Below are 24,233 nucleotides of genomic sequence, written 5' to 3' on the forward strand. Positions count from 1 at the left end.
AGGCCAGAATGGTGAGATTAGGACTCTTTTACGTAGTCGATCGCATTGACGTACCACAGTGCTTCGCCTGCCGGGGTGAAGACGATGGCGCTGTCGCCGATCTCTTTTTTCAGCAGGGCGCGCGCCATGGGTGAATCGATGGAGATGTAGTCATTGCGGCCAAAGATTTCGTCATAGCCGACAATGCGAAAACGCTTAATATCGCCGTCATCATTTTCCACTTCGACCCAGGCACCGAAAAACACTTTGCCATCCTGCTGCGGGGAGTAGTCAACAATACGCAGCTGTTCGAGGCATTTAGTCAGATATCGTACCCGGCGATCGATTTCACGTAGGCGTTTTTTGTTGTACTGATAGTCTGCGTTTTCGCTACGATCGCCAAGGCTGGCAGCCCAGGTGACTTTTTTGGTGACCTCAGGGCGCTCTTCTCGCCAGAGAAAGTCCAGCTCCTGCTTCAGCAGGTTATAGCCTTCGCGGGTAATTAGTTTGGTTTTCATCATCAGCCATCGTCATCGTGATATGGAGACTATTTTGGTGTGCCGGATTTTCAGATGCAAATCTATTGTTCTGAATGGTGCCGTGACGTTACTGCTTGTTTGCCATCATAATACTCTGGCAAAACGCAGCACAATAACTGACGATTCTTATCGAAAATTAAAGATAAGCTGCTGTTTAATATGCTTTGTAACAATTTCGGCTACAATATAAACCATTATTGACTGTTACATTCAGGCATCTTTTTTGAAAATAGAGTCTCAGGCAATAGCGCCTTTGGGAGTAACGAAATGCAAGAGAATTACAAAATTCTGGTAGTAGATGACGACATGCGTTTGCGTGCGCTGCTGGAACGTTATCTTACAGAGCAGGGCTTCCAGGTACGCAGCGTGGCAAATGCCGAGCAGATGGATCGTCTGCTGACGCGTGAATCTTTCCATCTTATGGTGCTTGACCTGATGTTACCCGGCGAAGACGGCCTTTCTATCTGTCGCCGTCTGCGCAGTCAAAGCAATCCGATGCCGATTATTATGGTCACCGCCAAAGGCGAAGAAGTTGACCGTATCGTAGGGCTGGAAATCGGTGCTGACGACTACATTCCAAAACCGTTCAACCCGCGTGAACTGCTGGCACGTATCCGTGCGGTACTGCGCCGCCAGGCGAACGAACTGCCGGGTGCACCTTCGCAGGAAGAGGCGGTGATTGCTTTTGGTAAATTTAAACTGAACCTCGGCACCCGTGAGATGTTCCGTGAAGATGAGCCAATGCCGCTTACCAGCGGTGAGTTTGCGGTATTGAAAGCGCTGGTGAGCCACCCGCGTGAGCCGCTGTCGCGTGATAAGTTGATGAACCTTGCCCGTGGCCGTGAGTACAGCGCTATGGAGCGTTCAATCGACGTACAGATTTCCCGCTTGCGCCGTATGGTGGAAGAAGATCCGGCTCATCCGCGCTACATCCAGACCGTTTGGGGCCTGGGTTACGTATTCGTGCCGGACGGCAGTAAAGCATGAGGCGATTCCGCTTCTCTCCCCGTAGTTCGTTTGCCCGTACGCTCCTGTTGATTGTTACCCTGCTGTTTGTCAGCCTGGTAACAACCTATCTGGTAGTGTTGAACTTTGCGATTTTACCCAGCCTGCAACAGTTCAACAAAGTTCTGGCCTATGAAGTACGTATGCTGATGACCGATCGTTTGCAGTTGGAAGATGGCACACAGCTGGAAGTGCCACCGGCGTTTCGCCGTGAGATCTACCGTGAACTGGGCATCTCGCTGTATACCAATGCAGCGGCGGAAGAGAGCGGATTACGCTGGGCGCAGCATTATCAGTTCCTTAGCCAGCAGATGGCGCAGCAGCTGGGTGGCCCGACCGATGTCCGTGTTGAGGTCAACAAGAACTCGCCGGTGGTATGGCTGAAAACCTGGCTGTCGCCCGATATCTGGGTACGGGTACCGCTGACCGAGATTCATCAGGGTGACTTCTCGCCGCTGTTCCGCTATACGCTGGCGATTATGCTGCTGGCGATTGGCGGAGCATGGCTATTTATTCGCATCCAGAACCGCCCGCTGGTGGAGCTGGAGCATGCGGCATTGCAGGTGGGGAAAGGCATTATTCCGCCGCCGCTGCGCGAGTATGGAGCCTCTGAAGTGCGCTCTGTGACGCGGGCATTTAATCAGATGGCGTCGGGAGTGAAACAGCTGGCGGACGACCGAACCCTGTTAATGGCGGGGGTCAGTCACGATCTGAGAACGCCGCTGACGCGTATCCGCCTGGCGACGGAGATGATGTCTGAGCAGGATGGCTATCTGGCAGAATCGATCAATAAAGATATCGAAGAGTGTAATGCGATTATCGAGCAGTTTATTGATTATCTGCGCACCGGGCAGGAGATGCAGTTTGAACGTGCCGACCTGAACAGCGTGCTGGGCGAGGTGGTAGCGGCAGAGAGCGGTTACGAGCGTGAAATCGAAAATGCCGTGATGTCAGCGGAGCTGATGCTGGATATCAACCCTCTGGCGATTAAGCGTGCTATTGCCAATATGGTGGTCAATGCTGCCCGCTATGGTAATGGCTGGATCAAAGTCAGCTCTGGCCGTGAACTGCATCGGGCCTGGTTCCAGGTGGACGATGATGGCCCCGGTATTGAACCGGATCAGCTTAAGCATCTGTTGCAGCCGTTTGTGCGCGGCGACAGCGCGCGCAGCACCAGCGGAACCGGCCTGGGTCTGGCGATTGTGCAGCGAATTATCGATGCGCATCAGGGGTCACTGGAAATTGGTAAGAGTGAAAGAGGCGGTTTGCGCATTCGTGCCTGGCTGCCTTTGCCCCCCGCCAGTCTTCCTGTGGGGCCGATGACGTAATAGAGAAGCGCGCGGCATGTTGGTGTGTTCAGGGTCAGGCATGCCTGACCCCTACGGGAATACGTCAGCATATTAACTTTGGACTCGTACTCTTCCTGGGTCAGGCGTGCCTGACCCCTACGGGAACACGTCAGCATATTAACTTCGGACTCGTACTCTTCCTGGGTGAGGCATGCCTCACCCGCTAACAGCCGAAACCGCTTTACAGTACAGGCCCGGCCTTGACCAGCGCTTCCCCTGTTTTGGTGTCCGTAAACTTATCGAAATTGCTGATAAACCGCTGTGCCAGATCCCGAGCCCTGGTTTCCCACTCTGCTTCATTCGCGTAGGTATTACGTGGATCGAGCAGTTCGCTGTTCACACCAGGCAGAGCCAGCGGTATTTCCAGATTGAAAATCGGCAGGGTAATGGTTTCCGCATCGGCAATCTCGCCGCTGAGGATCGCGTTGATAATCGCCCGCGTATCCTTCAGGGAAATACGCTTACCGCTGCCGTTCCAGCCGGTATTGACCAGCCAGGCCTCCGCCCCCGCAGCTTTCATACGCTTCAGCAGTACCTCAGCATATTGCGTAGGGTGCAACGTCAGGAAGGCTGCGCCAAAACAGGCGGAGAAGGTGGGGGTGGGTTCCGTTACGCCGCGTTCGGTACCCGCCAGCTTGGCAGTAAACCCGGAAAGGAAGTGGTACTGGGTTTGTTCGGCGGTCAGATGTGATACCGGTGGCAGCACGCCAAACGCGTCCGCCGTCAGGAAAATGACTTTCTTCGCATGGCCCGCTTTCGATACCGGCTTCACGATATTGTCGATATGGTAGATCGGGTATGACACGCGGGTATTTTCCGTCTTGCTGCCGTCGTCAAAGTCTACCGATCCATCGCTGCGAACCACCACGTTTTCCAGCAGGGCATCGGGGCGGATGGCGTGAAAAATCTCCGGCTCTGCTTTTTCCGACAGCTTAATGGTTTTGGCGTAGCAGCCGCCCTCAAAGTTAAACACACCGTCGTCATCCCAGCCGTGTTCATCATCGCCGATTAGCTGGCGCTGCGGGTCGGTTGAAAGGGTGGTTTTTCCCGTACCGGAGAGGCCGAAGAATATGGCAACATCGCCTTTTTCCCCGACGTTAGCCGAACAGTGCATTGAGGCAATTCCTTTCAGTGGCAGCAGATAGTTCATGACTGCGAACAGCCCTTTCTTCATCTCACCGCCGTACCAGGTACCGCCAATCAGCTGCATGTTCTCCGTGAGGTTAAAAGCGACAAAATTTTCCGAGTGTAGTCCCTGCGCCTGCCAGTCCGGATTAGTGCATTTGGCACCGTTCATTACCACGAAATCAGGAGTGAAATTTGCCAGATCCGCTTCATCCGGGCGAATAAACATATTTTTTACAAAGTGCGCCTGCCAGGCGACTTCTGTAATAAAGCGTACGCTCAGGCGTGAGTCCGGGTTGGCTCCGCACCAGGCGTCTACGACAAACAGGCGTTTACCTGATAGCTGTTGAGTGACAAGGGATTTGAGTGACTGCCAGGTTTCCTGCGAGAGCGGCTGGTTATCATTCTTGCCTTTGCCCTGATCGTTCCACCACAGGGTGTCGCGGGTGGTTTCATCACGTACCAGATATTTATCTTTAGGAGAACGGCCGGTAAAAATGCCGGTATCAACGGCGACAGCGCCGGATTGTGTGACGATACCGCGCTCATATCCGCTTAAACCAGGCCTGGTTTCTTCCCTGAAGAGGGTTTCATAGTCAGGGTTATAAACAACTTCAACCGTATCAGTGATGCCATAAGCGACGAGTTCCTGCGGGGTCAGGTCGTTAGTGCGCATGTTACTGCTCCTTTGTCGGTTTTTTGTACTACAGCAAATTGTAGGGGTATTTCAATTTTATTACCGTGATTACCCGCAACTTCCGTATCAGGGCCGGGGGATGCCACGATCGCGCGCAGTTTACACCCGCCAGAATGTAGCGAAAGAGTTAAAAAGGAAAAATGAGAAGCTGCCCCTGCTTCGATGAAAAGAAACCGCACTTGTTGCATTCATAGTGCTAACCCGGAGGGTATTGGCAGTGGTAAATTTCAGACTTTAGCGAAATGAGTGGTGGAAAACTCGGCATTTTGTGACGGGAGTGTCGTAATGTCTTTGCCGAAAAATAGCGCGGGGAGGGATGAGAATTGGCGATAAAAGAGAAGAAGGCCGGAGATTATCCGGCCCCTGGCGATTAATGGATCTGCTTATCACCGGCCGCAGAATCATTACGGATCGCGGCAATATCAACGGCATCGTAGACGTAGTGATTGCCACAGTAGTCGCAGTGCATATCGATCTCGCCATCTTCCGCCAGAATCTGATCTACTTCCTCGGGTGGAAGCGTGTTCAGCACGTCGCCGCAGCGTTCACGAGAACAGGTGCATTTAAAGCTGACGTTTTGCGGTTCGAACAGCGTCACCTCTTCCTGATGGTAGAGACGCCACAGCACATCATTAGCTGGCAGGCCGAGCAGCTCTTCCGCTTTAATCGTCTCAGTCAGCGTGGCCAGATGGTTGAACTCATCCAGGCTGGCGTCCTGAGCTGGCAGTACCTGCAACAGAATACCGGCCGCACCCGCTGGGGACTCCGCATTACCGGTGCGGATAAACAGACGGGTTGGCAGCTGCTCTGAGCGCATAAAGTAATCTTCCAGGCAGGCGGAGAGGGTGTCACCTTCCAGGCCGACAACGCCCTGGTAGCGTTCACCCTCTTTCGGTGAAATAGTGATCACCAGATAGCCGTTGCCGACCATCTCTTTCAGGCTGCTGCCGTCGGCAATCTCACCCTGCATACGTGCAACGCCGCGCATTTCCTGATTATTATTGCCATTGATCACCGCCATGTTAAGCGGGCCATCGCCCTGCAACTGCACCGTAATATCACCGTCAAATTTCAGGGTGGCGGTCAGCAGGCTGGTAGCGACCAGCAGTTCGCCAAGTACCTGCTGCACCGGCTGCGGGTAGTCATGACCATCGATGATTTCCTGCCATGTCTGGGATACGGTGACCAGTTCACCGCGCACAGCGTGGTTCTCAAACAGGTAACGGTGCATTTGGTCTTGCTGGGACATAGTGTTTCTCTCAAGTGTGGCGTTATTCGTCGCCAGAATGTTTAAATTTCATCAGGTCACGACGTTCCTTTTTGTCCGGACGCCGGTCAGGATGCGGCATGGTGAGAGCATTCATTTTGCGCGCCAGGGCTACTTTTTCCCGCTTCACAATACTCTCTTCCGTCTCACGGTATAGCTGCTGCGCAACGGTCGCCGGGCCACGTTTGTCACTGACCGCTTCAATAACTACGGTGCGCTGATCGTTACCCTGGCGCAGCGTCAGTTCAGCAGCCACTTCAACCAGTTTACTGGGCTTACTGCGCTGACCGTTGTAGTGGACTTTGCCGCCTTCGATCATTTCGCGGGCGTCAGCGCGGGTTTTATAGAAGCGTGCGGCCCAGAGCCATTTATCGAGCCGTACCCCTTCTGAGGGTTTCTCTTTCATCGCTGCTCCTTGTGGGAATACCCCTATATAGGGTTACCCCTGCCGGGTTTCAAGTCACCGGATGGGGGCATACAGGATTATAGGGGGAAGGAGTTAAAAATAGCACATACCGGCTTAAAACAGCGGGCGTACAGTCTGGATATCATTAATCGAGTGGTTAAAGCATTTCTCGTAATACTGATGAATTTCCATCATGCGGATACGATGACGATGGATGCGGCGCAGCGCCAGCAGAGTGTTAATCACCAGGCACAGGGAGAGCGCCAGCAGCAGCAGGCTGCTACCGAGATAGTGCCATAAGGTGATGGTGTCTGGCTCACTGTGCAGCGCGATATGGCGCGTACCGTTGGCGTCGGTGGTGATGCTGGTAATAATACCACTGGCGCTAAACGGCGTGTGCAGCAGCATCCCTGCCAGGCGTTGCAGCTCTGGCCACTGTTCCGGTGCATTGTAATCAAACAGCGAGGCTGTCGGAGCAGGCTGATTGACCAGCTGGCGGCCTTCATCGCTGAGGATCAGGAAGCCACCCGGCGGCGGGCTGTTCAGCGCTTCCGCAGCCCGGCGCGTTTCACGATAGAAGAAAGATGAGGTGGCAGTATTGACCAGGTTCTCCAGCGCTTCGGCGCTGACCGGCCTCAGCAGCACGTTCATGCCGTTGAGCGCCCCGGAGTTAGCGCGATGCACCAGGGTTTGCCAGTCTTTGGCATTGCCGAGATTCACCAGCGCATTCTTCAGGCGCACACAGTCCTGATCCTGATTACACAGATCCTCAGTTTTTTGCACGATGTCGGAAAAATCATCCAGCAGGATCATGCCTGATTTTTGAATGGCGGTAGCCAGCTGCGGGTTAAGCTTGGGATCGGTGCTGCTCTGCGGATGAAGTTGCAGCCGCGTGGTATCCAGCAGCGCGGTAGCTTTATCGATAATATCGGACTGCGGCAGGGGCAGGGGATCGGCTTTATTCCAATATACGGCGGAGCAGTCGAACGGCATAAAGGCGTAGCTGCGGTTACCCTGATAGATTGCCGGAATTGAGCACATTCCCGTCCCTTTCACTTTCAGGCTATCGCCCACATGCAGTGGAACGTTTTCCAGGGCGCTGACCTGTGTGACCTGAAGGCTTTCAGTGCCTTTAATCCATGCCAGACTTAATTTGAGCGGCATGCTCAACGGGATCCAGGTGATCAGCAGCACCAGCACCAGCAAAGAGCCGGCAGCCAGCACGATATTTTTGCGCCAGCGCTGAATAGGGAAATTGCGTACCTCATCCTGTAAGGAGAGGAAGCGCCCCTGGCGGACGACCTGACGATTAAGGTAGATGTCGATATCGGTAGTCTGACCCAAATCCTGGGTCACATAGCTTTGCCAGTGCGGTGGATAGATTAAATCAATGATACCCAGCGAGATATTACTTATCTGGCCCTGGTTGGACTCACCAAACAGCCCCCAGCGTTTAGGTGCGCCGCGCAGGCAATGAATATCACGCAGGTCTTTCTCTGTAGGACGCCGATAGAGTAACCAGATACTGACCAGGATCATGCTGAACCCAGCAATAACCAGCCACGGCATCAGTACCAGCGGGCCGACCAGGCTGAGGAAAAAGAGCAGCATACCGGTGCTGATAAGCAGGGCCTCGCGGGTGCCATCCGGGCGGCTTAATGCATACTCTTCCAGGCTCTCTTTGCGCACGCGGAGCAGCTCGACATTTTCACCCTCTTCCTTGCGGATTGAGGCATTCTGCCCGGTCGCACGCACCATCGGCGCTAGCGAAGGCGCTTCCCAACGGTACTGGGTGAGCGAGTGCCCGTTCAGCGAGATCACCAGCGGAATAGTTTGCGTCTTAATCAGCTCAACGTAGTTCTCTTCCGCGATGTATTGCTCCCATAATGGCGGCAGATGCACTTCAACGGCATCAAGGTAGTAGCGCCATTTGTGCTTATCGTCGGTGGAAAGTCCGTAGCGGGTAATTGAGCGGGTGACGGGATAAACATTGTTACTTTGAGAGGTGAGAACCAGTTGCTCTGGTGAACTGCTGGCACCGGTGGGCTGGGTGCCGTTACGATCGTTGGCCTGCATTGAGACGTAGCGCTCTACCGCTGCGCGCTCTTCGTCGCTCAGTTTACGATAGGGGGGGCTGACAAATGGCAGTGGTTTCGCCAACGGCGGACGATGCCGCATAGCGTACCAAAAAAAACAACCTGCCGTTACCGAGCAGGCCAGCATCACAGCCAATATGATGACTATTGTGCTCATGCTCCCCTCATTCTTGCCACGATGCTCCTGTCATTCCTCTCGCATAAAATTGTGGTCAATACCGGCCAATAATGGCGAGTGAAGACAGTTTTTGGCAATTCACTGTGTGATTAAAAATAGCGCTAAAAATCATAAAATTAGAATAATTGTATAGCATGGCCGACGGTGATGTTACCAGGCATTTGGCATAACAGATATCGGCATAATCCTATTTTTTAGCCATCTGATTGACTTTCTATGAAAGATTTTCCCCATGTTAACAATGATTTGTTATAAATAAGTAAAATGATTCATGCGATGATTGGATTCGTGCGGCACCTGCCGCACAATGGGCGATAACACACCCGCGTATGTTTACCGGGTATGACGTTAACCTTTTCGGCTTTCCGCTGGGGCCATGATGACCAGACAATTACAGAAACCTGCCATCCTCAATGTTGAGGTTGTGGCACATTCCAAACTGTTCACGATAGAAGCCGTGGACTTAACGTTCAGCAATGGCGTGCGTCGCGTGTATGAACGTATGCGATCGTCTGGCCGTGAAGCCGTAATGATCGTTCCGATTATCGACGACCATCTGATCCTGATCCAGGAGTATGCCGTCGGACTGGAAAGTTACGAACTGGGTTTCCCTAAAGGATTGATTGATCCGGGTGAAACGCCGTTTGAAGCTGCCAACCGTGAGCTGAAAGAAGAAGTGGGATTCGGCGCTGACAGGCTGTCGACGCTGGGAAAACTGACAATGGCACCCTCCTATTTTTCCAGCCAGATGAATATCGTGGTGGCAGAGGGACTTTATCCTGAGCAGCTGGAAGGGGACGAACCCGAGCCGCTACCGCAGCTGCGCTGGCCGTTGGATAATCTGCTGGCGTTGCTGGATGAACCCGATTTTCGCGAGGCGCGCAATGTCAGCGCACTATTCCTGGTCAGAGAGTGGCTGGTGAAGCAGGGCAGATTACGCTACTGAAAAGGGCCAGGTATGGCTGAATCCTGCGGGTGAAATAAAAAGGCCGGGCAACATATTGCCCGGCCTTTTTGCATCAGAACAACTCGTGACTTTCGCCGTTGTCCATCAGCGTGGTGCCGACGTCATGAACGGAATACTCTGTGGGCTGTGTGCCGTTGATAAAGTACTCTGCACGGCTGTTGCCGCTACCGTTCGATAGTTTGCCGGTGCTGCGGTCAATATTAACCGTCACGATGCCCTCTGGCGGTGTCAGCGGCTCTACCGGCACGCCATCCAGTGCGGACTTCATATAATCATCCCACGCTGGCTGGGCGCTCTTGGCACCGCCCTCATAGCCGGAGATCTGATCTTTAATTGCGCCAGATGCGGTGGTACGCCCCAGATCGCGGCGATGATCGTCAAAACCGATCCACACCGAAGTGACAACCCCAGGTCCGTAACCCGAGAACCAGGCGTCTTTCGAACTGTTGGTAGTACCTGTTTTGCCACCGATATCGTTACGCTTGAGGTCGCGACCAGCGCGCCAGCCCGTTCCCATCCAGCCCGGCTCACCAAACACGTTTGAGTTCAGTGCGCTTTTGATCAGGAAGGCCAGCGGAGTGTTAATGACGTGTGGTGCGTACTGCTGCTCACTGTTCGGCTGGCTCTGCTGGGGAACCTGCTCCAGCTGCGGCTGCGGTACGGCAACGTTATTACCTTCGGCCGATATCGCCGGGTTTTCCACGCTATCTTCACTCAGCGCCACGGCCTTTTGCGTATCGCCATAGATCACCGGCAGATTGCACTCAGGGCAGGCCACTTTTGGTTTGGCTTCGAAAAGGTGATTGCCCTCTTCATCGTCGATTCGGGTGATGAAGTACGGATCAACCAGGAAGCCGCCGTTTGCCATTACCGAGTAGCCACGCACCATCTGCAACGGAGTGAATGAGGCTGAACCCAGAGCAAGGGATTCGGTGTGGACGATATTTTCCGCAGGGAAGCCAAAGCGCTGCAAATATTCTGCCGCGTAATCAACGCCCATCGCACGCATCGCGCGCACCATCACTACGTTCTTCGACTCACCTAATCCCTGACGCAGACGAATCGGGCCAGCGTAGGTATTCGGGGAGTTTTTCGGGCGCCAGTCAGCACCGGCACCGGCATCCCAGCGGGAAATCGGCATATCGTTGAGCATTGATGCCAGCGTCAGACCGCGATCCATTGCAGCGGTGTACAGGAACGGTTTGATATTGGAACCGACCTGACGCAACGCCTGAGTTGCACGGTTAAACTTGCTCAGGTTGAAGTCAAAACCGCCCACAAGGGCGCGCACGGCACCGTCATGCGGGTCAAGAGATACCAGCGAGGAGTTTACATCCGGCACCTGGGCCAGCTGCCAGTCGTTATCGACTTTACGCACCCAAATTTGCTGGCCTGGCTGCAATACCTGGCTAACCGAACGTGGTGTGGCACCTTGCAGCGTATCTGACTTAAACGGGCGCGCCCAGCGCACGCTGGCGAGGTTGAGTGCCGCGTTGCTGCCGTCACGCATAATCACAGTGGCTTCATCGCTGCTGGTTTTGGTCACTACCGCCGGGAACAGTGGGCCATAGACCGGCAGAGACTTCAGCGTTTTCATAATTTCGCTGTGACCCCACTCAGGCTCACCTACTTTCCACAACACGTTCGCCGGACCACGATAGCCATGGCGCATATCATAGGCAATTACGTTGTCCTGAACCGATTTCTGCGCTGCCAGCTGGAGCTTGCGGGTGACGGTGGTGTAGACCTTGTAGCCATCGGTATAAGCGTTCTCACCGTAGCGCTTGATCATCTCCTGGCGCACCATCTCAGTCAGATACGGCGCTGAGAAGGCGATCTCCGGCACATGATAGTTCGCCACCAGAGGTTCGCTGCGTGCTTCGTTGTATTGTGCCTGAGTGATGTAACGCTGGTCGAGCATACGTGCCAGCACGGTATTGCGACGCTGCACGGCACGGTCAAGTGAGTAGAGCGGGTTAAAGGTCGACGGTGCTTTTGGCAGGCCGGCGATCATCGCGATCTCACTCAGCGTCAGTTCATCAACATTTTTACCAAAATAAACCTGTGCTGCCGCGCCCACGCCGTATGCACGGTAACCAAGGTAGATTTTGTTCAGATAGAGCTCAAGGATCTCATCCTTGCTCATCATCTGTTCAATGCGAATGGCGAGAAACGCCTCCTTGACCTTACGTATCAGCGTACGTTCAGGGCTGAGGAAGAAGTTACGCGCCAGCTGCTGAGTGATGGTACTGGCACCCTGCGATGCATGGCCAGAAACCAGCGCAATGCTGGCTGCACGGAAAATACCAATCGGGTCGACGCCGTGATGCTCATAGAAACGGCTGTCTTCCGTCGCGATAAAAGCCTTCACCATTTGCGGCGGGATTTGTTGCAGCGTCAGTGGAATACGGCGTTTCTCGCCGTACTGCGCGATAAGCTCGTTATCTGCGCTGTAGACCTGCATTGGCGTCTGCAGACGCACATCTTTCAGCGTGGCAACATCCGGGAGCTGCGGCTCTATGTATTTGTAGAGACCATATATCGAGCCAGCTCCCAGCAGAATGCAACACACTGCAAGGATCAATAAATACTTTACGAACTTCACCTGATATTTCCCATTCAAAGTCGGTTGGGCAGTTTATAAACAATCGCGCGGTAGTATAAAGGCAACCCTGTACCTTGGATACGTCCTTTTCAACAGACGATAAGGAGATCGCGTCAATGGCTTTCAAGACATGGCAAGTCGGGCTGGATATTCAAAACGGGCAACTCTGCGCCCTGGGCATCCAGCGCCGCCGGAACGGCTGGCAGCTACGCCACTGGTGGCACCATACGTTGCCGCAAGATACGTTAAGAAATGGCCTGGTGCAACGCCCGGACGCCGTGGTGACATTACTGCAACGCTGGCGCAAACAACTTCCAGCCCGCATCTCGTTACGGGTGGGCTTTCCTCCGCAGCTGGTGATGCAGCGCCAGCTGGCGCAACCCGCCCTGCAATTACGAGAACCCGATCGTAGCAGTTACATCGTCGCTGCGGCGAGGCGATTTTTCCCATTCGCACCGGAGGCGCTGGCGCTGGACTACCGTTGCGGTCAAGACGATGGTGGGCCGGTGTATCTGACGGCGGCGCGGCAGGAAGCGTTAAAAAATTGGGTCGACTGCCTGCAACAGGCTTCGCTTACTCCTGATGTTCTGGAGTTGACTCCGGCGGCGCTGTTTGCGTTGGCCCGTACGCTGGCGCTGGACACCTCCGCTGCACTGGTTCATCGCCTGAGTGACCACTGGCTGTGGTATGCCCCGCACTCTGCTGAACATCCCTGGGGCTGGTGCTCGCTGGAGGAGGCAGCAGATTTTAACGCGCTTCAGCAGCGTTATTTACAGGACAGCAGCACCGTCTGGTACAGCACGGCGCTGGATGAGGCGCGGCCTGAAGGAACCCGTGCGCTGTCGCCGCTGGCGGCCTTGCAGCTATATCAACCACCGCTGCCCCGCTATGACGGTGTTTTTTCCCTGGCCACTGGTCTGGCATTACGCCCGGAGGATCGCTGATGATATGGGTGAATTTATTACCCTGGCGACAGGCAGCGCAGCAGAAACGAGGTCGTATCTGGGGGATAGCCGGGGGAGCATTACTTCTGGTGCTTATGATGCTGCTGCTCAAGGGATATGCGCAGCGCAGTCTCAACCAGCAGCAACGTATTACGCTGGATCGTTTGAATACGGCAGTGGATGGCGCTCAGACCTTTTTGCTACGAGCGCAGGCCGCGCAGCAGCAGGTCAGAGAGCTGCAAGAGCAGCTGGAACAGCATCTGTTCAGGCAACAGCAGACGGTGCTATGGCGTGATTTCGCCTATGCACTTGGCTCCCATTTCCCGCCGGGCACCTGGCTCAACACCCTGCATAAAACCCGTCATGAGGTGATGTTACGCGGAGTGGGGGCCAGCATCCTTGAGCTGCACCAGCTGCGCGATCGTCTGCGTCATGTCACGCTATTTGAACAGGTGAAGCTGGGGCCGATACAGCGCCTGCGCGCGCGCGAATTGGCGTTTGATATGCAGGCCGTGCCGGTCAGCTTATTGGTCGCGGGGCAATGATGCACCGCTGGCTGATTGGCTGGTTGCAGATAGCGGCCTGGCAGCGTCTGACCAGTTTCTCTATTGCTGCTCTGCTGCTGGCAACGCTGATATGGCTCGGCTGGCTGCGTCCTGGTTATCAACAGCAACAGCAGCTGGAAAAGCAGCGCCAGCAGCTGACTCAGCGTTATCACCAGCAGCGACGGCTGCTACAGGATATACCAGCGCTTTTCATCCTACAGCAGCAGGCAGAAAAGCTGAGAGCAGAGCTGCTCCCGGCGGAAAACAGGCCTTTTTCTCTGCCTGCGTTGCTCAATTCCAGCGGTGCGGTGCTGGAGTCCTGGCGTCCGTCCGGGCAGTGGGGCGAACTTACCGTGACGCTGGACTGGGTGCAGTTTCTGGCGCTGCTGGATTATCTTTCAGTACTGCAACCCGTACCACTTATTCCTCAATTCAGCCTGCAACGCAAAGAGCAACGGCTGCATCTGGTCATGGAATTAACTGATGAAAATTAAACTGGCCTGGGGGGTGCTGCTGCTGGCGTTTCACAGCTGGGCGCGCGATCCATTTTTCCCGCTGAATACCCTGCGCTGTCAGCCTGAGGAGGAGGCTGAATTTTCCTGGCGTCTGCTGGGGATTATCGGCCGCGAAGATCGCTATGACGCATGGCTGGTTTCACCTCAGGGCAACACGCTGTGGCGACAGCAGGGCGATCCGCTGCCCGGCAGCCCCTGGCGGGTTGCCGGAATTGAGCAAGAGGCTGTCACGCTTACCATTTTACAGGAGTGCCAGCCGCCGCGGCGTCTGGCGTTGAAAGGACAACATAATGATCAGGATGATTTGCCTGTGGCTGGTTCTGATAACCCCATTATCAGCGAGTCAGGCTCCCCTCTCACTGGCTTTTGATGCTGCTCCGGTCGGGCAGGTTTTACAGGCGCTGGCGGATTATCAACAGCTAAATCTGGTGGTGGCACCAGGCGTTGAAGGCGCTATTTCACTGCGACTGAAAGCGGTACCCTGGCAGCAGGCTTTGCAGCTGGTGCTGAAGATGGGCCGGTTGAGTATGGAAAAACAGGGCAATGTGATGCTGGTATACCCGGAAAGCTGGCAGCAGGAGGAGCAGAATAAAATCGCTGCCAGCATTGAGGCGCAGGAGCAGGCACTGCCGTTGCAAAACCGTACGCTGACGCTTCAGCATGCGGATGCCGCAGCCGTCAATGCCAGCCTGCAAAACGAGCGTGCAAGATTAATGACCGATCGCGGCAGCGTGACGCTGGATAGCCGTACCAACAGCCTGTTGCTGCGCGATACTGAAAAAGCACTGAGGCAGACTGAACGCTGGGTGCGTATGCTGGATGTGCCGCTGGCACAGATTGAACTGGCGGCACAAATCGTTACTATCAGTGAAGAAAATCTGCGTGAGTTAGGCGTTAACTGGGGCCTGAGAAGCAGAACGGAGCAGGTAGCGGACGCATTGCGCAGCAGCCAGCTTCGTGTGGATCTGGCCGTTGGTCGTCCGGCAGGTATGGTTGGTTTTACCCTGGCAAAACTGGATGGTCATCTGCTGGATCTGGAACTTAGCGCACTGGAGAGAGAACAGCAGGCCGATATTATTGCCAGTCCGCGCCTGTTTACCTCGCACCAGCAGACTGCCAGTATAAAACAAGGCACGGAAATTCCTTACGAAGTTGCCAGCGGCAATAGTGGTTCGACCACGATGGAATTTAAAGAGGCGATGCTGGCGATGGAAGTGACGCCTGAAGTCCAGGCAAACGGTCGGATTTTGCTGAAACTGCATATTTCCCAAAATGTGCCAGGAAAAAATATGCGAAGTGGTGAAAATGAGGTTTTGACCATCGATAAACAGGAGATTGATACCCAGGTGATGCTCAAGGATGGTCAGACGCTGGCACTGGGTGGAATTTTCCAGCAACAGAGGGCGACAGGGCGTACAAAGGTACCTGTGCTGGGGGATATGCCGTTATTGGGGGGGCTGTTTCGTCACGATATCCGTGAGCAAAAAAGACGAGAATTGGTGATCTTTATCACACCAAGACTGATTCGTAGCGATTAATGCGATTTTTGCGTCAAACTGTAGCACCTGCATGTTTTTTCCGGAATTGCTGACAGTTGGGTTTGACGCAAGGGCGGAATTAGCTTACAAGGTTTAGCGATTTTGAATTACGGGCCAGGTGCCCTTAGCAGCGAATGCTTTTTAACCGTTTTTTATCGCGCGCAACCGGCGTAGCCGATGCAACCACATCCGGCTGATAAATGAAGCGGACTGAAACGCGCCAAAATATTACGTGCAGTGGGCAAGGTAAATTTAATCGGTTGCCAAAACACCTTCAGTGTTGAGATAATTTTCGTCTGACTCTCGCACTATCGCTCATGAGGTTTCAGTTCATGTCCTGCCTGGTTTAAGGCGGGGTATCATCAACGAATTGTCTTAGTAATACCGAAAAAATGGCAGAGAAACGCAATATCTTTCTGGTTGGGCCTATGGGTGCCGGCAAAAGCACTATTGGGCGTCAGTTAGCTCAACAACTCAATATGGAATTTTTCGATTCCGATCAAGAAATTGAGCGACGTACCGGAGCGGATGTGGGCTGGGTTTTTGACGTCGAAGGCGAAGAAGGTTTCCGCGATCGCGAAGAAAAAATCATCAATGAACTCACTGAAAAGCAGGGCATTGTGCTGGCGACAGGTGGCGGTTCCGTCAAGTCGCGCGAAACGCGCAATCGTCTCTCCGCCCGTGGCGTAGTGGTTTATCTTGAAACGACTATCGAAAAGCAACTGGCACGTACTCAGCGCGACAAAAAGCGTCCGCTGTTGCAGGTGGATTCTCCACCGCGTGAAGTGCTGGAAGCATTAGCCGACGAACGCAATCCGATGTACGAAGAGATTGCCGACGTAACCATTCGTACTGACGATCAAAGTGCGAAAGTGGTGGCTAATCAGATTATCAATATGTTGGAAAAGAGCTGATCTATGCTCTGACGGCTCACTCGTGGGCACAGCAAAAAAGGTGATACAGCGTCATGGAGAGGATTACCGTAACTCTTGGGGAACGTAGTTACCCCATTACCATCGCCGCCGGGTTGTTCGCAGATCCGGCTTCTTTTTGGCCGCTTAAAGCGGGCGATCAGGTCATGCTGGTAACCAACCAGACGCTGGCTCCTCTCTATCTCGACACGGTGCGCACACGCCTTGAAGGTGCGGGCGTCGTGGTCGATCAGGTGATCCTGCCGGACGGCGAGCAGTATAAAACGCTGGCCGTAATGGATCAGGTTTTTACCGCTCTGCTATCCAGACCCCATGGCCGGGATACCACCCTGGTGGCGCTGGGTGGCGGTGTGATTGGTGATTTAACCGGATTTGCTGCCGCCAGCTATCAGCGTGGCGTACGCTTTATTCAGGTGCCAACCACGCTGCTGGCGCAGGTGGACTCCTCCGTTGGGGGTAAAACCGCTGTTAACCATCCGTTAGGCAAAAATATGATCGGGGCGTTTTATCAGCCTGCCTCGGTGGTGGTCGATCTTGACTGCCTGAACACCCTGCCTGCACGAGAGCTTGCTTCCGGGCTGGCTGAGGTGATCAAATACGGCATCATCCTTGACGGTGAGTTCTTCACCTGGCTTGAAGAAAATCTGGATGCATTACTGGCGCTGGATGGCACGGCGATGGCGTACTGCATTCGCCGCTGCTGTGAGTTGAAAGCAGAAGTGGTGGCAGCAGACGAGCATGAGCAAGGTTTACGTGCGTTGCTGAACCTTGGGCATACTTATGGTCATGCGATTGAAGCCCATATGGGGTACGGTAACTGGTTGCACGGTGAAGCTGTAGCGGCAGGGATGGTGATGGCCGCACGGAACGCTGAACGTCTCGGGCAGTTCAGCTCTCAAGATACGGATCGTATTATCGCGCTGTTACAGCGTGCCGGGTTACCGGTACATGGGCCAGAGAGTATGGCAGCGGCTGACTATCTGCCGCATATGATGCGTGATAAAAAAGTGTTAGCAGGCAAGCTGCGTCTGGTTCTTCCGCTAGCCATTGGCAAAGCTGAAGTGCGTGGCGGGGTGCCACATGATATGGTTCTTGCATCTATCGAAGATTGTCAGCAGCCATAACGATATATCTGCGGTCAGGCATTCTGACTGCTATTTCTGAAGTATCTGTCGTTCACAGGGTTCGAACGGCATCGCCGCTCTATGGGAGGAGGTTAAATGGACGAGTTTAAACCGGAAGACGAGTTAAAACCTGACACCAGTGACCGCCGACCGACGCGGCCCCGCAAAACGTCGTCTGTACCAAAAGTTCCTGTTTCTCGTCAGCATATGATGATGGGAATTGGTATCCTGGTTTTGCTGCTGCTTGTACTGGGTATCGGTTCGGCGCTTAAGTCTCCGGATAGTGACAGTGCGAAACAGCCTGCAACACCAGCGGCGGGTAACACCAGCGGTGAGAAAAATATCGATCTTTCCGGGTCGTCTTCCATTAGCGGTCAGTCCGGTCAGCCTGCCACAGCTGAAAATAATCAGACTGCCAATAACACCCAGCCTGCTGCGACACAGAATGTAGGGGTTCCACCGATATCGCCGACGCCGACAGAGGCTCCGCCGGTACAGACGCCCCCGAATCAACAGCGTATTGAGTTACCAGGTGACCTGAACTCAGCGCTTAATGACCAGCAGGGACAGGTTGATGCTGCGGCACAGGCTGGGCAGGGTGAGTCTTCACTGCCTACTGCGGCTGCAACGGTAGCTCCCGGTGGTGAAACGCCACGTCCGGTCAGTAACAAGCCGGTGACGGCACCGCGCCCGTTGGCAACGCATCAAAATAAACCTGCCGCCACTCACACTCCGGCGTCCCGTAAGCCGGTCGTGAAAGAGAGCAAGCCGGCCACCACGGCCAGCCAAAGCAGTAGTGTCAGCCATAGCGGTAGCACTACACCAGGCGGTAATTTTACCTTACAGCTGAGTAGTGCCTCGCGTTCTGACACATTGAATGCCTGGGCTAAAAAACAGAATCTGAGCAACTATCACGTGTATCAAACCACGCGTAACGGACAACCCTGGTATGTGCTGGTGAGCGGCTCTTATGCCACCTCAGGGGAGGCTAAACGCGCTGTTGCCACTTTACCTGCTGAAGTTCGTGCTCAGAACCCATGGGTAAAACCAGTGAGCCAGGTAAAAAAAGAGACGGGTAAATAAAACACTCTGCCGGGGCAAACCCGGCGTTTCCTGAAGTGTGTGCGCGCCGCTGGCGCGCAGAGCATTCAAAGCGCAGATATGCTGTCGGTGTAACCACAGCCTGATGAGTAAAGTAATTAACGACGGCATGAAAAAAAATCGCGCTTTTTTGAAGTGGGCAGGTGGTAAGTACCCGTTGCTCGATGATATCCGACGTCATCTCCCGGAAGGGGATTGTTTAATCGAACCGTTCGTCGGAGCGGGTTCGGTATTTCTTAACACGCAATATTCGCGTTACATTCTCGCAGATATTAACAACGATCTGATTAATCTCTATAACATCGTCAAAGATCGTACCGATGAATTCGTCGCTGACGCTCGTCTGTTGTTTATTCCTGAAACGAATGATTCGGCGGTTTACTACGCGTATCGCACCGAGTTCAATTTGTGCCGCGATGATTATCGCCGGGCCGTGCTGTTTCTGTATCTTAACCGCCACTGTTACAATGGCCTGTGCCGTTACAACCTGAGCGGTGAGTTCAATGTGCCGTTTGGTCGCTATCGCAAGCCCTATTTCCCGCAGGATGAGATCTACTGGTTCGCCGAACGGGCGCAGCATGCGACCTTTGTCTGTGAATCTTACGATGTTACGCTGGGTAAAGTTCAGCAGGGAGCGGTGGTCTATTGCGATCCACCCTATGCGCCGCTCTCCACAACCGCTAACTTTACCGCGTACCATACCAACAGCTTTAGTATGCGTGAGCAGCAGCATCTGGCCGAACTGGCTACCATGCTGGCGCATGAGAATAGCGTTACCGTTCTGATCTCCAATCATGATACGCCGCTGACGCGGCAGTGGTATCAGGACGCCATATTGCATGAAATCAAAGTGCGTCGGTCGATCAGCCGCAGTGGCAACACGCGCAGTAAGGTCAATGAATTGCTGGCACTGTATACTGGCCGGTGATGACAGCCTGAACATCAGGCACAACCCAGGGAGAAACGGATGAAACAGTTTTTAATTGCCCCATCAATTCTTTCCGCAGATTTTGCCCGCCTGGGCGAAGACACCGCAAAAGCACTGGCTGCTGGCGGTGATGTGGTGCACTTCGATGTGATGGATAATCATTACGTTCCCAATCTTACGATGGGCCCGATGGTGCTAAAAGCCCTGCGCGATTATGGCATTACTGCCCCGATTGATGTCCATCTGATGGTTAAGCCGGTCGATCGCCTGATACCTGATTTTGCTAAAGCCGGGGCGAGTTATATCACGTTCCACCCGGAAGCCTCTGAGCATGTCGATCGTACGCTGCAACTGATTAAAGAGCATGGCTGTAAAGCGGGCCTGGTACTGAATCCGGCAACGTCGCTGAGTGTGCTTGAGTATGTGATGGATAAGCTGGATGTGATTCTGCTGATGTCCGTAAACCCAGGTTTTGGCGGGCAGTCATTTATCCCCGGAACCCTGAATAAGCTGCGTCAGGTACGTAAGCTTATCGATCAGAGCGGCTATGACATTCGTCTGGAAGTGGACGGCGGCGTGAAAGCGGATAACATTGGCGAAATTGCCGCCGCTGGTGCTGATATGTTCGTGGCCGGTTCAGCTATTTTCGGCCATCCGGACTATAAAAAAGTCATTGATGATATGCGCACTGAACTGGAGAAATCTCGTCATGGGTCATTTCACTAACGTCCGGGCGCTGGCTTTTGACCTTGATGGCACGCTGACTGACAGTGCTCCGGGGCTGGCAAATGCCGTTGATGGCGCGTTAACCGAACTGAACTTGCCTGCTGCTGGTCTGGAGCGTGTTTCTACCTGGATTGGCAACGGCGCGGATATCCTTATTGAGCGGGCACTGACCTGGGCGCTGGGCCACGCACCGCAGAGTGATTTGCAGCGGGATGCACGGGTTCTGATGGATAAGCATTATGCACAGAGTGCCGACGGCGGCAGCCTGCTGTATCCTGGTGTCAAAGAAACGCTCGCTGCGCTGGCTGCTCACAACCTGCCGATGGCGCTGGTGACGAATAAACCCACGCCGTTTGTCGGCCCGCTACTGCAATCTTTGGGTATCGCTGAGTACTTTTCACTGGTTATCGGCGGCGATGATGTGGTGGCTAAAAAACCGCATCCCGCACCGCTGTTCCTGGTACTGGGCAAGTTTGGCCTGCTGCCGGGTGAACTGGTCTTTGTGGGCGATTCACGCAATGATATTCAGGCAGCGCAGGCAGCAGGGTGCCCCTGCATCGCTCTGACCTACGGTTATAACTACGGCGAGCCGATTGCCAATAGTCATCCCGACGTCACGCTCGATCACTTTAACGATTTGTTGCCCGCACTCGGGCTGTAATTTATTCAGGACGGAAACATGAGCAAACCCATCGTATTTAGCGGCGCACAGCCTTCAGGTGAACTGACCATCGGTAACTATATGGGTGCGCTGCGTCAGTGGGTACAGATGCAGGATGATTATCACTGCATCTACTGCATCGTTGACCTGCACGCCATCACGGTTCGTCAGGATCCGGTTGCCCTGCGCAAGGCCACGCTTGATACGCTGGCGCTCTACCTTGCCTGCGGTATCGATCCGCAGAAAAGCACCATTTTCGTTCAGTCGCACGTGCCGGAGCATACGCAACTGAGCTGGATCCTTAACTGCTACACCTACTTTGGTGAACTGAGCCGTATGACTCAGTTCAAAGACAAATCGGCGCGTTACGAAGAGAACATTAACGCCGGTCTGTTTGACTATCCGGTGCTGATGGCGGCAGATATTTTGCTGTATCAGACTAACCAGGTGCCAGTGGGCGAAGATCAGAAACAGCATCTTGAACTGAGCCGCGATGTGGCTGCGCGCTTCAACGCGCTGTATGGCGATATCTTTACCGTTCCAGAGCCGATCATTCCTAAATCCGGTGCGCGCGTGATGTCGCTGCTGGAGCCAACCAAGAAGATGTCCAAATCGGATGATAACCGTAATAACGTTATCGGCCTGCTGGAAGATCCGAAATCGGTGGTGAAGAAGATTAAGCGCGCAATGACCGACGGCGATGAGCCACCGGTGGTGCGTTACGATGTCAAAGAGAAGCCAGGTGTGTCGAATCTGCTGGATATCTTGTCCGGTGTTACTGGCAAGTCAGTAGTTGAGCTGGAAGCCGAGTTTGCCGGCCAGATGTATGGTCACCTCAAAGGAGCCGTCGCGGATGCTGTATCAGCGATGCTGGGCGAGCTGCAAGAGCGTTATCACCGCTATCGTGGTGATGAAGCTTTCCTTGAGCAGGTAATGCGTGACGGCGCGGCTAAAGCCCGTGCGCAGGCGCAGGAGACGCTGAAAAAGGTCTATAACGCTATCGGCTTCGTCGCCCAGCCGTAATAGCCTGTCCGGTGGCAGCCCGATCGGGGTTGCCACCGGTTAGTGCTGAAGATGCCCTGGCTAACGCAGCTCTTTCTTCAGCTCCAGAATTGCCCCGTCATACCAGTAGAGCGTCAGCGTATCGTTGACCGGTTTTGTCACTACTGCGCCCGGCCCCCACGGCTCATCGCCGCAGATCACATTAAATCCTCCCGCAACCTGATAACCATTTTCCGGGTCGTTTTCATCGGCTGATGTCAGCTGCGGTTTTTTCAGACAGTTATCCGTGGCCGGATCGACAGGCCGCTGTGGAGTGCCTTTAGTCCACAAGATTTTATCGGGTGAAAATGTCACTTCAGCGCCAATATACTGCGGGTCATTCTCCACTACGGCCTGAATCCCGCTGCTATCAACATGCACGGCATCCACCTGCCAGGTGCCTTCCAGCGTGGCATAATCTGGCGCTGCTGCCATCAACGGCTGGCTTACCAGTAGACTGGCAATCATCAGGTACTTCATGGTCATCTCCTCGCAGTCAGTCACAGCGCTGAGTATAGATGGGAAATTCGCACTCAGACTGCTGATTTCTCATTGGATAGTGCAGAGATCTCCTGTAGCCGCAATAATCCGTGATAGGGTGACTTGTCTCTAATTAATGGCGGAGGGTTTTATGCGTCCAGAACTACAGTGGATCAATCACGTTCGTCTGCCTGCCCGCGAAGGGCTGTGGCAGATTGAGATCCGACAGGGAAAAATTGTGCGCATTGCGCCGCAGCCAGCAGGTGGCAGCAGTGGTGAAGCGCTGGATGCTGAAGGCGGACTGGCCTTCCCTCCGTTTATTGAACCCCACATCCACCTGGATACAACGCAGACAGCCGGAGAGCCTGCATGGAATCAGTCTGGTACGCTGTTTGAGGGCATTGAGCGCTGGGCCGAACGCAAGGCGATGCTGTCACATGAAGATGTGAAGCAGCGGGCGCGTCAGACGCTGAAGTGGCAAATCGCCAACGGTATTCAGCATGTGCGTACTCATATTGATGTGTCGGATCCCACGCTGACCGCGTTGAAAGCGATGCTGGAAGTGAAGCAGGAGATGGCGCCGTGGGTCGATATTCAGCTGGTCGCCTTCCCCCAGGAGGGGATCCTCTCTTACCCTGATGGTGAAGCGCTGCTGGAGCAGGCGTTACAGCTGGGAGCCGATGTGGTGGGGGCGATACCGCACTTCGAATTTACCCGTGAATACGGCGTTGAGTCACTTCACCGTACTTTCGCTCTGGCGCAAAAGTATCAGCGTATGGTGGACGTGCACTGCGATGAGATTGACGATGAGCAGTCGCGCTTTGTTGAAACCGTTGCTGCGCTGGCGCACCGTGAACAGATGGGCGCGCGCGTAACAGCCAGCCACACTACCGCGATGCACTCTTACAACGGCGCTTACACTTCCCGCCTGTTCCGCCTGCTTAAGCTGTCCGGGATTAATTTTGTGGCTAACCCGTTAGTTAATATTCATTTGCAGGGCCGTTTCGACACCTATCCCAAGCGCCGGGGTATTACTCGGGTGAAAGAGATGCTGGAGGCAGAGATCAACGTCTGCTTTGGTCACGATGATGTGTTCGATCCCTGGTATCCGCTGGGTACGGCAAGTATGTTGCAGGTGCTGCATATGGGGATGCACGTGTGCCAGCTGATGGGCTACGAGCAGCTGGATAGTGGAATTAAGCTGATTACTACCCATAGCGCCAGAACGCTACAGCTGACGGATTACGGCCTTGAAAGCGGCAACAGCGCTAACCTGGTGATCCTTCCTGCGGAGAGTAGTTTCGATGCGCTGCGTCGTCAGGTGCCGGTACGCTACTCTGTCCGTCATGGCCGCGTGATCGCAGAGACGGTGCCAGCGACCAGCGTTATTCATCTGGATAAGAGTGAGCCGGTCGATTTCAGGCGCTGAAAGGGCTTTTCTACAGCAGCGGGTCAGCCGCATAAAAAAGGCCGGTTAACCGGCCT

General features: G+C 54.2%; 23 protein-coding genes. 16 read left to right on the plus strand and 7 right to left on the minus strand.

Annotation, left to right across the window (positions count from 1 at the left end; translation table 11 throughout):
* Positions 1-17: 17 nt before the first annotated feature.
* On the minus strand, positions 18-497 hold the full coding sequence (gene greB, locus GN242_RS01485) for a transcription elongation factor GreB (protein ID WP_154754449.1): 480 nt from the start codon (positions 495-497) through the stop codon (positions 18-20).
* A gap of 288 nt (positions 498-785) precedes the next feature.
* On the opposite strand from greB, the gene ompR reads away from it, so the two are divergent.
* Together ompR and envZ are read left to right on the plus strand one after the other, a co-directional pair.
* Positions 786-1,505 carry an osmolarity response regulator transcription factor OmpR gene (gene ompR, locus GN242_RS01490; RefSeq protein ID WP_001157751.1) on the plus strand — a complete coding sequence of 240 codons (720 nt, stop codon included), beginning with the start codon at positions 786-788 and terminating at the stop codon, positions 1,503-1,505.
* Entirely contained in the window at positions 1,502-2,851 is a 1,350-nt protein-coding gene (gene envZ, locus GN242_RS01495; protein ID WP_156286814.1) for a two-component system sensor histidine kinase EnvZ, read from the plus strand. Before ompR ends, envZ begins: the two co-directional genes overlap by 4 nt.
* A gap of 202 nt (positions 2,852-3,053) precedes the next feature.
* Here the strand turns inward: envZ and pckA are convergent, their stop codons facing one another.
* The 4 genes from pckA to GN242_RS01515 form a co-directional block, all read right to left on the minus strand.
* Positions 3,054-4,673, minus strand: a complete 1,620-nt coding sequence (gene pckA, locus GN242_RS01500; RefSeq protein WP_154754376.1) for a phosphoenolpyruvate carboxykinase (ATP) — start codon at positions 4,671-4,673, stop codon at positions 3,054-3,056.
* A 391-nt stretch (positions 4,674-5,064) separates the two neighbouring features.
* Positions 5,065-5,943 (minus strand): Hsp33 family molecular chaperone HslO, encoded by an 879-nt coding sequence (gene hslO, locus GN242_RS01505; RefSeq protein WP_154754377.1) that lies wholly within the window; start codon positions 5,941-5,943, stop codon positions 5,065-5,067.
* A gap of 22 nt (positions 5,944-5,965) precedes the next feature.
* The gene (gene hslR / locus GN242_RS01510; protein ID WP_154754378.1) at positions 5,966-6,367 is read right to left on the minus strand and encodes a ribosome-associated heat shock protein Hsp15; all 402 of its coding nucleotides are present in this window, start codon (positions 6,365-6,367) and stop codon (positions 5,966-5,968) included.
* A gap of 114 nt (positions 6,368-6,481) precedes the next feature.
* On the minus strand, positions 6,482-8,620 hold the full coding sequence (locus GN242_RS01515; protein WP_154754379.1) for an intracellular growth attenuator family protein: 2,139 nt from the start codon (positions 8,618-8,620) through the stop codon (positions 6,482-6,484).
* A 400-nt stretch (positions 8,621-9,020) separates the two neighbouring features.
* On the opposite strand from GN242_RS01515, the gene nudE reads away from it, so the two are divergent.
* Positions 9,021-9,587, plus strand: a complete 567-nt coding sequence (gene nudE / locus GN242_RS01520) for an ADP compounds hydrolase NudE (protein ID WP_154754450.1) — start codon at positions 9,021-9,023, stop codon at positions 9,585-9,587.
* A 73-nt stretch (positions 9,588-9,660) separates the two neighbouring features.
* Here nudE and mrcA read toward each other — a convergent pair whose 3' ends face one another.
* Complete coding sequence (gene mrcA / locus GN242_RS01525) at positions 9,661-12,213, minus strand: peptidoglycan glycosyltransferase/peptidoglycan DD-transpeptidase MrcA (protein ID WP_156286815.1); 2,553 nt, start codon at positions 12,211-12,213, stop codon at positions 9,661-9,663.
* A 116-nt stretch (positions 12,214-12,329) separates the two neighbouring features.
* On the opposite strand from mrcA, the gene pilM reads away from it, so the two are divergent.
* The 12 genes from pilM (at position 12,330) to trpS (ending at position 22,250) form a co-directional block, all read left to right on the plus strand.
* Positions 12,330-13,157: a type IV pilus biogenesis protein PilM gene (gene pilM, locus GN242_RS01530; RefSeq protein ID WP_156286816.1), complete on the plus strand. Its 828-nt coding sequence runs from the start codon at positions 12,330-12,332 to the stop codon at positions 13,155-13,157.
* Positions 13,157-13,702 (plus strand): PilN domain-containing protein, encoded by a 546-nt coding sequence (locus tag GN242_RS01535; RefSeq protein WP_154754382.1) that lies wholly within the window; start codon positions 13,157-13,159, stop codon positions 13,700-13,702. Before pilM ends, GN242_RS01535 begins: the two co-directional genes overlap by 1 nt.
* Positions 13,699-14,196 (plus strand): HofO family protein, encoded by a 498-nt coding sequence (locus tag GN242_RS01540; protein ID WP_156286817.1) that lies wholly within the window; start codon positions 13,699-13,701, stop codon positions 14,194-14,196. Before GN242_RS01535 ends, GN242_RS01540 begins: the two co-directional genes overlap by 4 nt.
* The gene (locus GN242_RS01545) at positions 14,186-14,587 is read left to right on the plus strand and encodes a DNA utilization family protein (RefSeq protein ID WP_156286818.1); all 402 of its coding nucleotides are present in this window, start codon (positions 14,186-14,188) and stop codon (positions 14,585-14,587) included. The genes GN242_RS01540 and GN242_RS01545 overlap by 11 nt, the downstream gene beginning before the upstream one ends.
* Positions 14,508-15,755, plus strand: a complete 1,248-nt coding sequence (gene hofQ, locus GN242_RS01550; protein ID WP_156286819.1) for a DNA uptake porin HofQ — start codon at positions 14,508-14,510, stop codon at positions 15,753-15,755. The genes GN242_RS01545 and hofQ overlap by 80 nt, the downstream gene beginning before the upstream one ends.
* A 392-nt stretch (positions 15,756-16,147) precedes the next feature.
* Positions 16,148-16,669 carry a shikimate kinase AroK gene (gene aroK, locus GN242_RS01555; RefSeq protein ID WP_048917675.1) on the plus strand — a complete coding sequence of 174 codons (522 nt, stop codon included), beginning with the start codon at positions 16,148-16,150 and terminating at the stop codon, positions 16,667-16,669.
* Positions 16,670-16,722: 53 nt separating this feature from the next.
* On the plus strand, positions 16,723-17,811 hold the full coding sequence (aroB, locus tag GN242_RS01560) for a 3-dehydroquinate synthase (RefSeq protein ID WP_154754386.1): 1,089 nt from the start codon (positions 16,723-16,725) through the stop codon (positions 17,809-17,811).
* Between the two features lie 96 nt (positions 17,812-17,907).
* A complete protein-coding gene (locus tag GN242_RS01565; protein WP_156286820.1) occupies positions 17,908-18,894 on the plus strand; it encodes an SPOR domain-containing protein in 987 nt (328 codons plus the stop codon).
* 127 nt (positions 18,895-19,021) lie between these two features.
* A complete protein-coding gene (gene dam, locus GN242_RS01570) occupies positions 19,022-19,840 on the plus strand; it encodes an adenine-specific DNA-methyltransferase (protein WP_154754451.1) in 819 nt (272 codons plus the stop codon).
* 39 nt (positions 19,841-19,879) lie between these two features.
* Positions 19,880-20,566 carry a ribulose-phosphate 3-epimerase gene (rpe, locus tag GN242_RS01575; RefSeq protein WP_154754388.1) on the plus strand — a complete coding sequence of 229 codons (687 nt, stop codon included), beginning with the start codon at positions 19,880-19,882 and terminating at the stop codon, positions 20,564-20,566.
* The gene (locus tag GN242_RS01580; RefSeq protein WP_154754389.1) at positions 20,550-21,227 is read left to right on the plus strand and encodes a phosphoglycolate phosphatase; all 678 of its coding nucleotides are present in this window, start codon (positions 20,550-20,552) and stop codon (positions 21,225-21,227) included. Before rpe ends, GN242_RS01580 begins: the two co-directional genes overlap by 17 nt.
* Before the next feature lie 18 nt (positions 21,228-21,245).
* Positions 21,246-22,250, plus strand: a complete 1,005-nt coding sequence (gene trpS / locus GN242_RS01585; protein WP_154754390.1) for a tryptophan--tRNA ligase — start codon at positions 21,246-21,248, stop codon at positions 22,248-22,250.
* Positions 22,251-22,310: 60 nt separating this feature from the next.
* On the opposite strand, the gene GN242_RS01590 is transcribed toward trpS, so the two are convergent.
* Positions 22,311-22,748, minus strand: coding sequence for a hypothetical protein (locus GN242_RS01590; protein ID WP_154754391.1), 438 nt, complete (start codon positions 22,746-22,748; stop codon positions 22,311-22,313).
* A gap of 151 nt (positions 22,749-22,899) precedes the next feature.
* On the opposite strand from GN242_RS01590, the gene GN242_RS01595 reads away from it, so the two are divergent.
* Positions 22,900-24,177 (plus strand): cytosine deaminase, encoded by a 1,278-nt coding sequence (locus tag GN242_RS01595; protein WP_156286821.1) that lies wholly within the window; start codon positions 22,900-22,902, stop codon positions 24,175-24,177.
* Positions 24,178-24,233 lie beyond the last annotated feature (56 nt).

Origin of the sequence: Erwinia sorbitola (assembly GCF_009738185.1) — a bacterium.
In the GTDB taxonomy this organism is placed as follows: domain Bacteria; phylum Pseudomonadota; class Gammaproteobacteria; order Enterobacterales; family Enterobacteriaceae; genus Erwinia; species Erwinia sorbitola.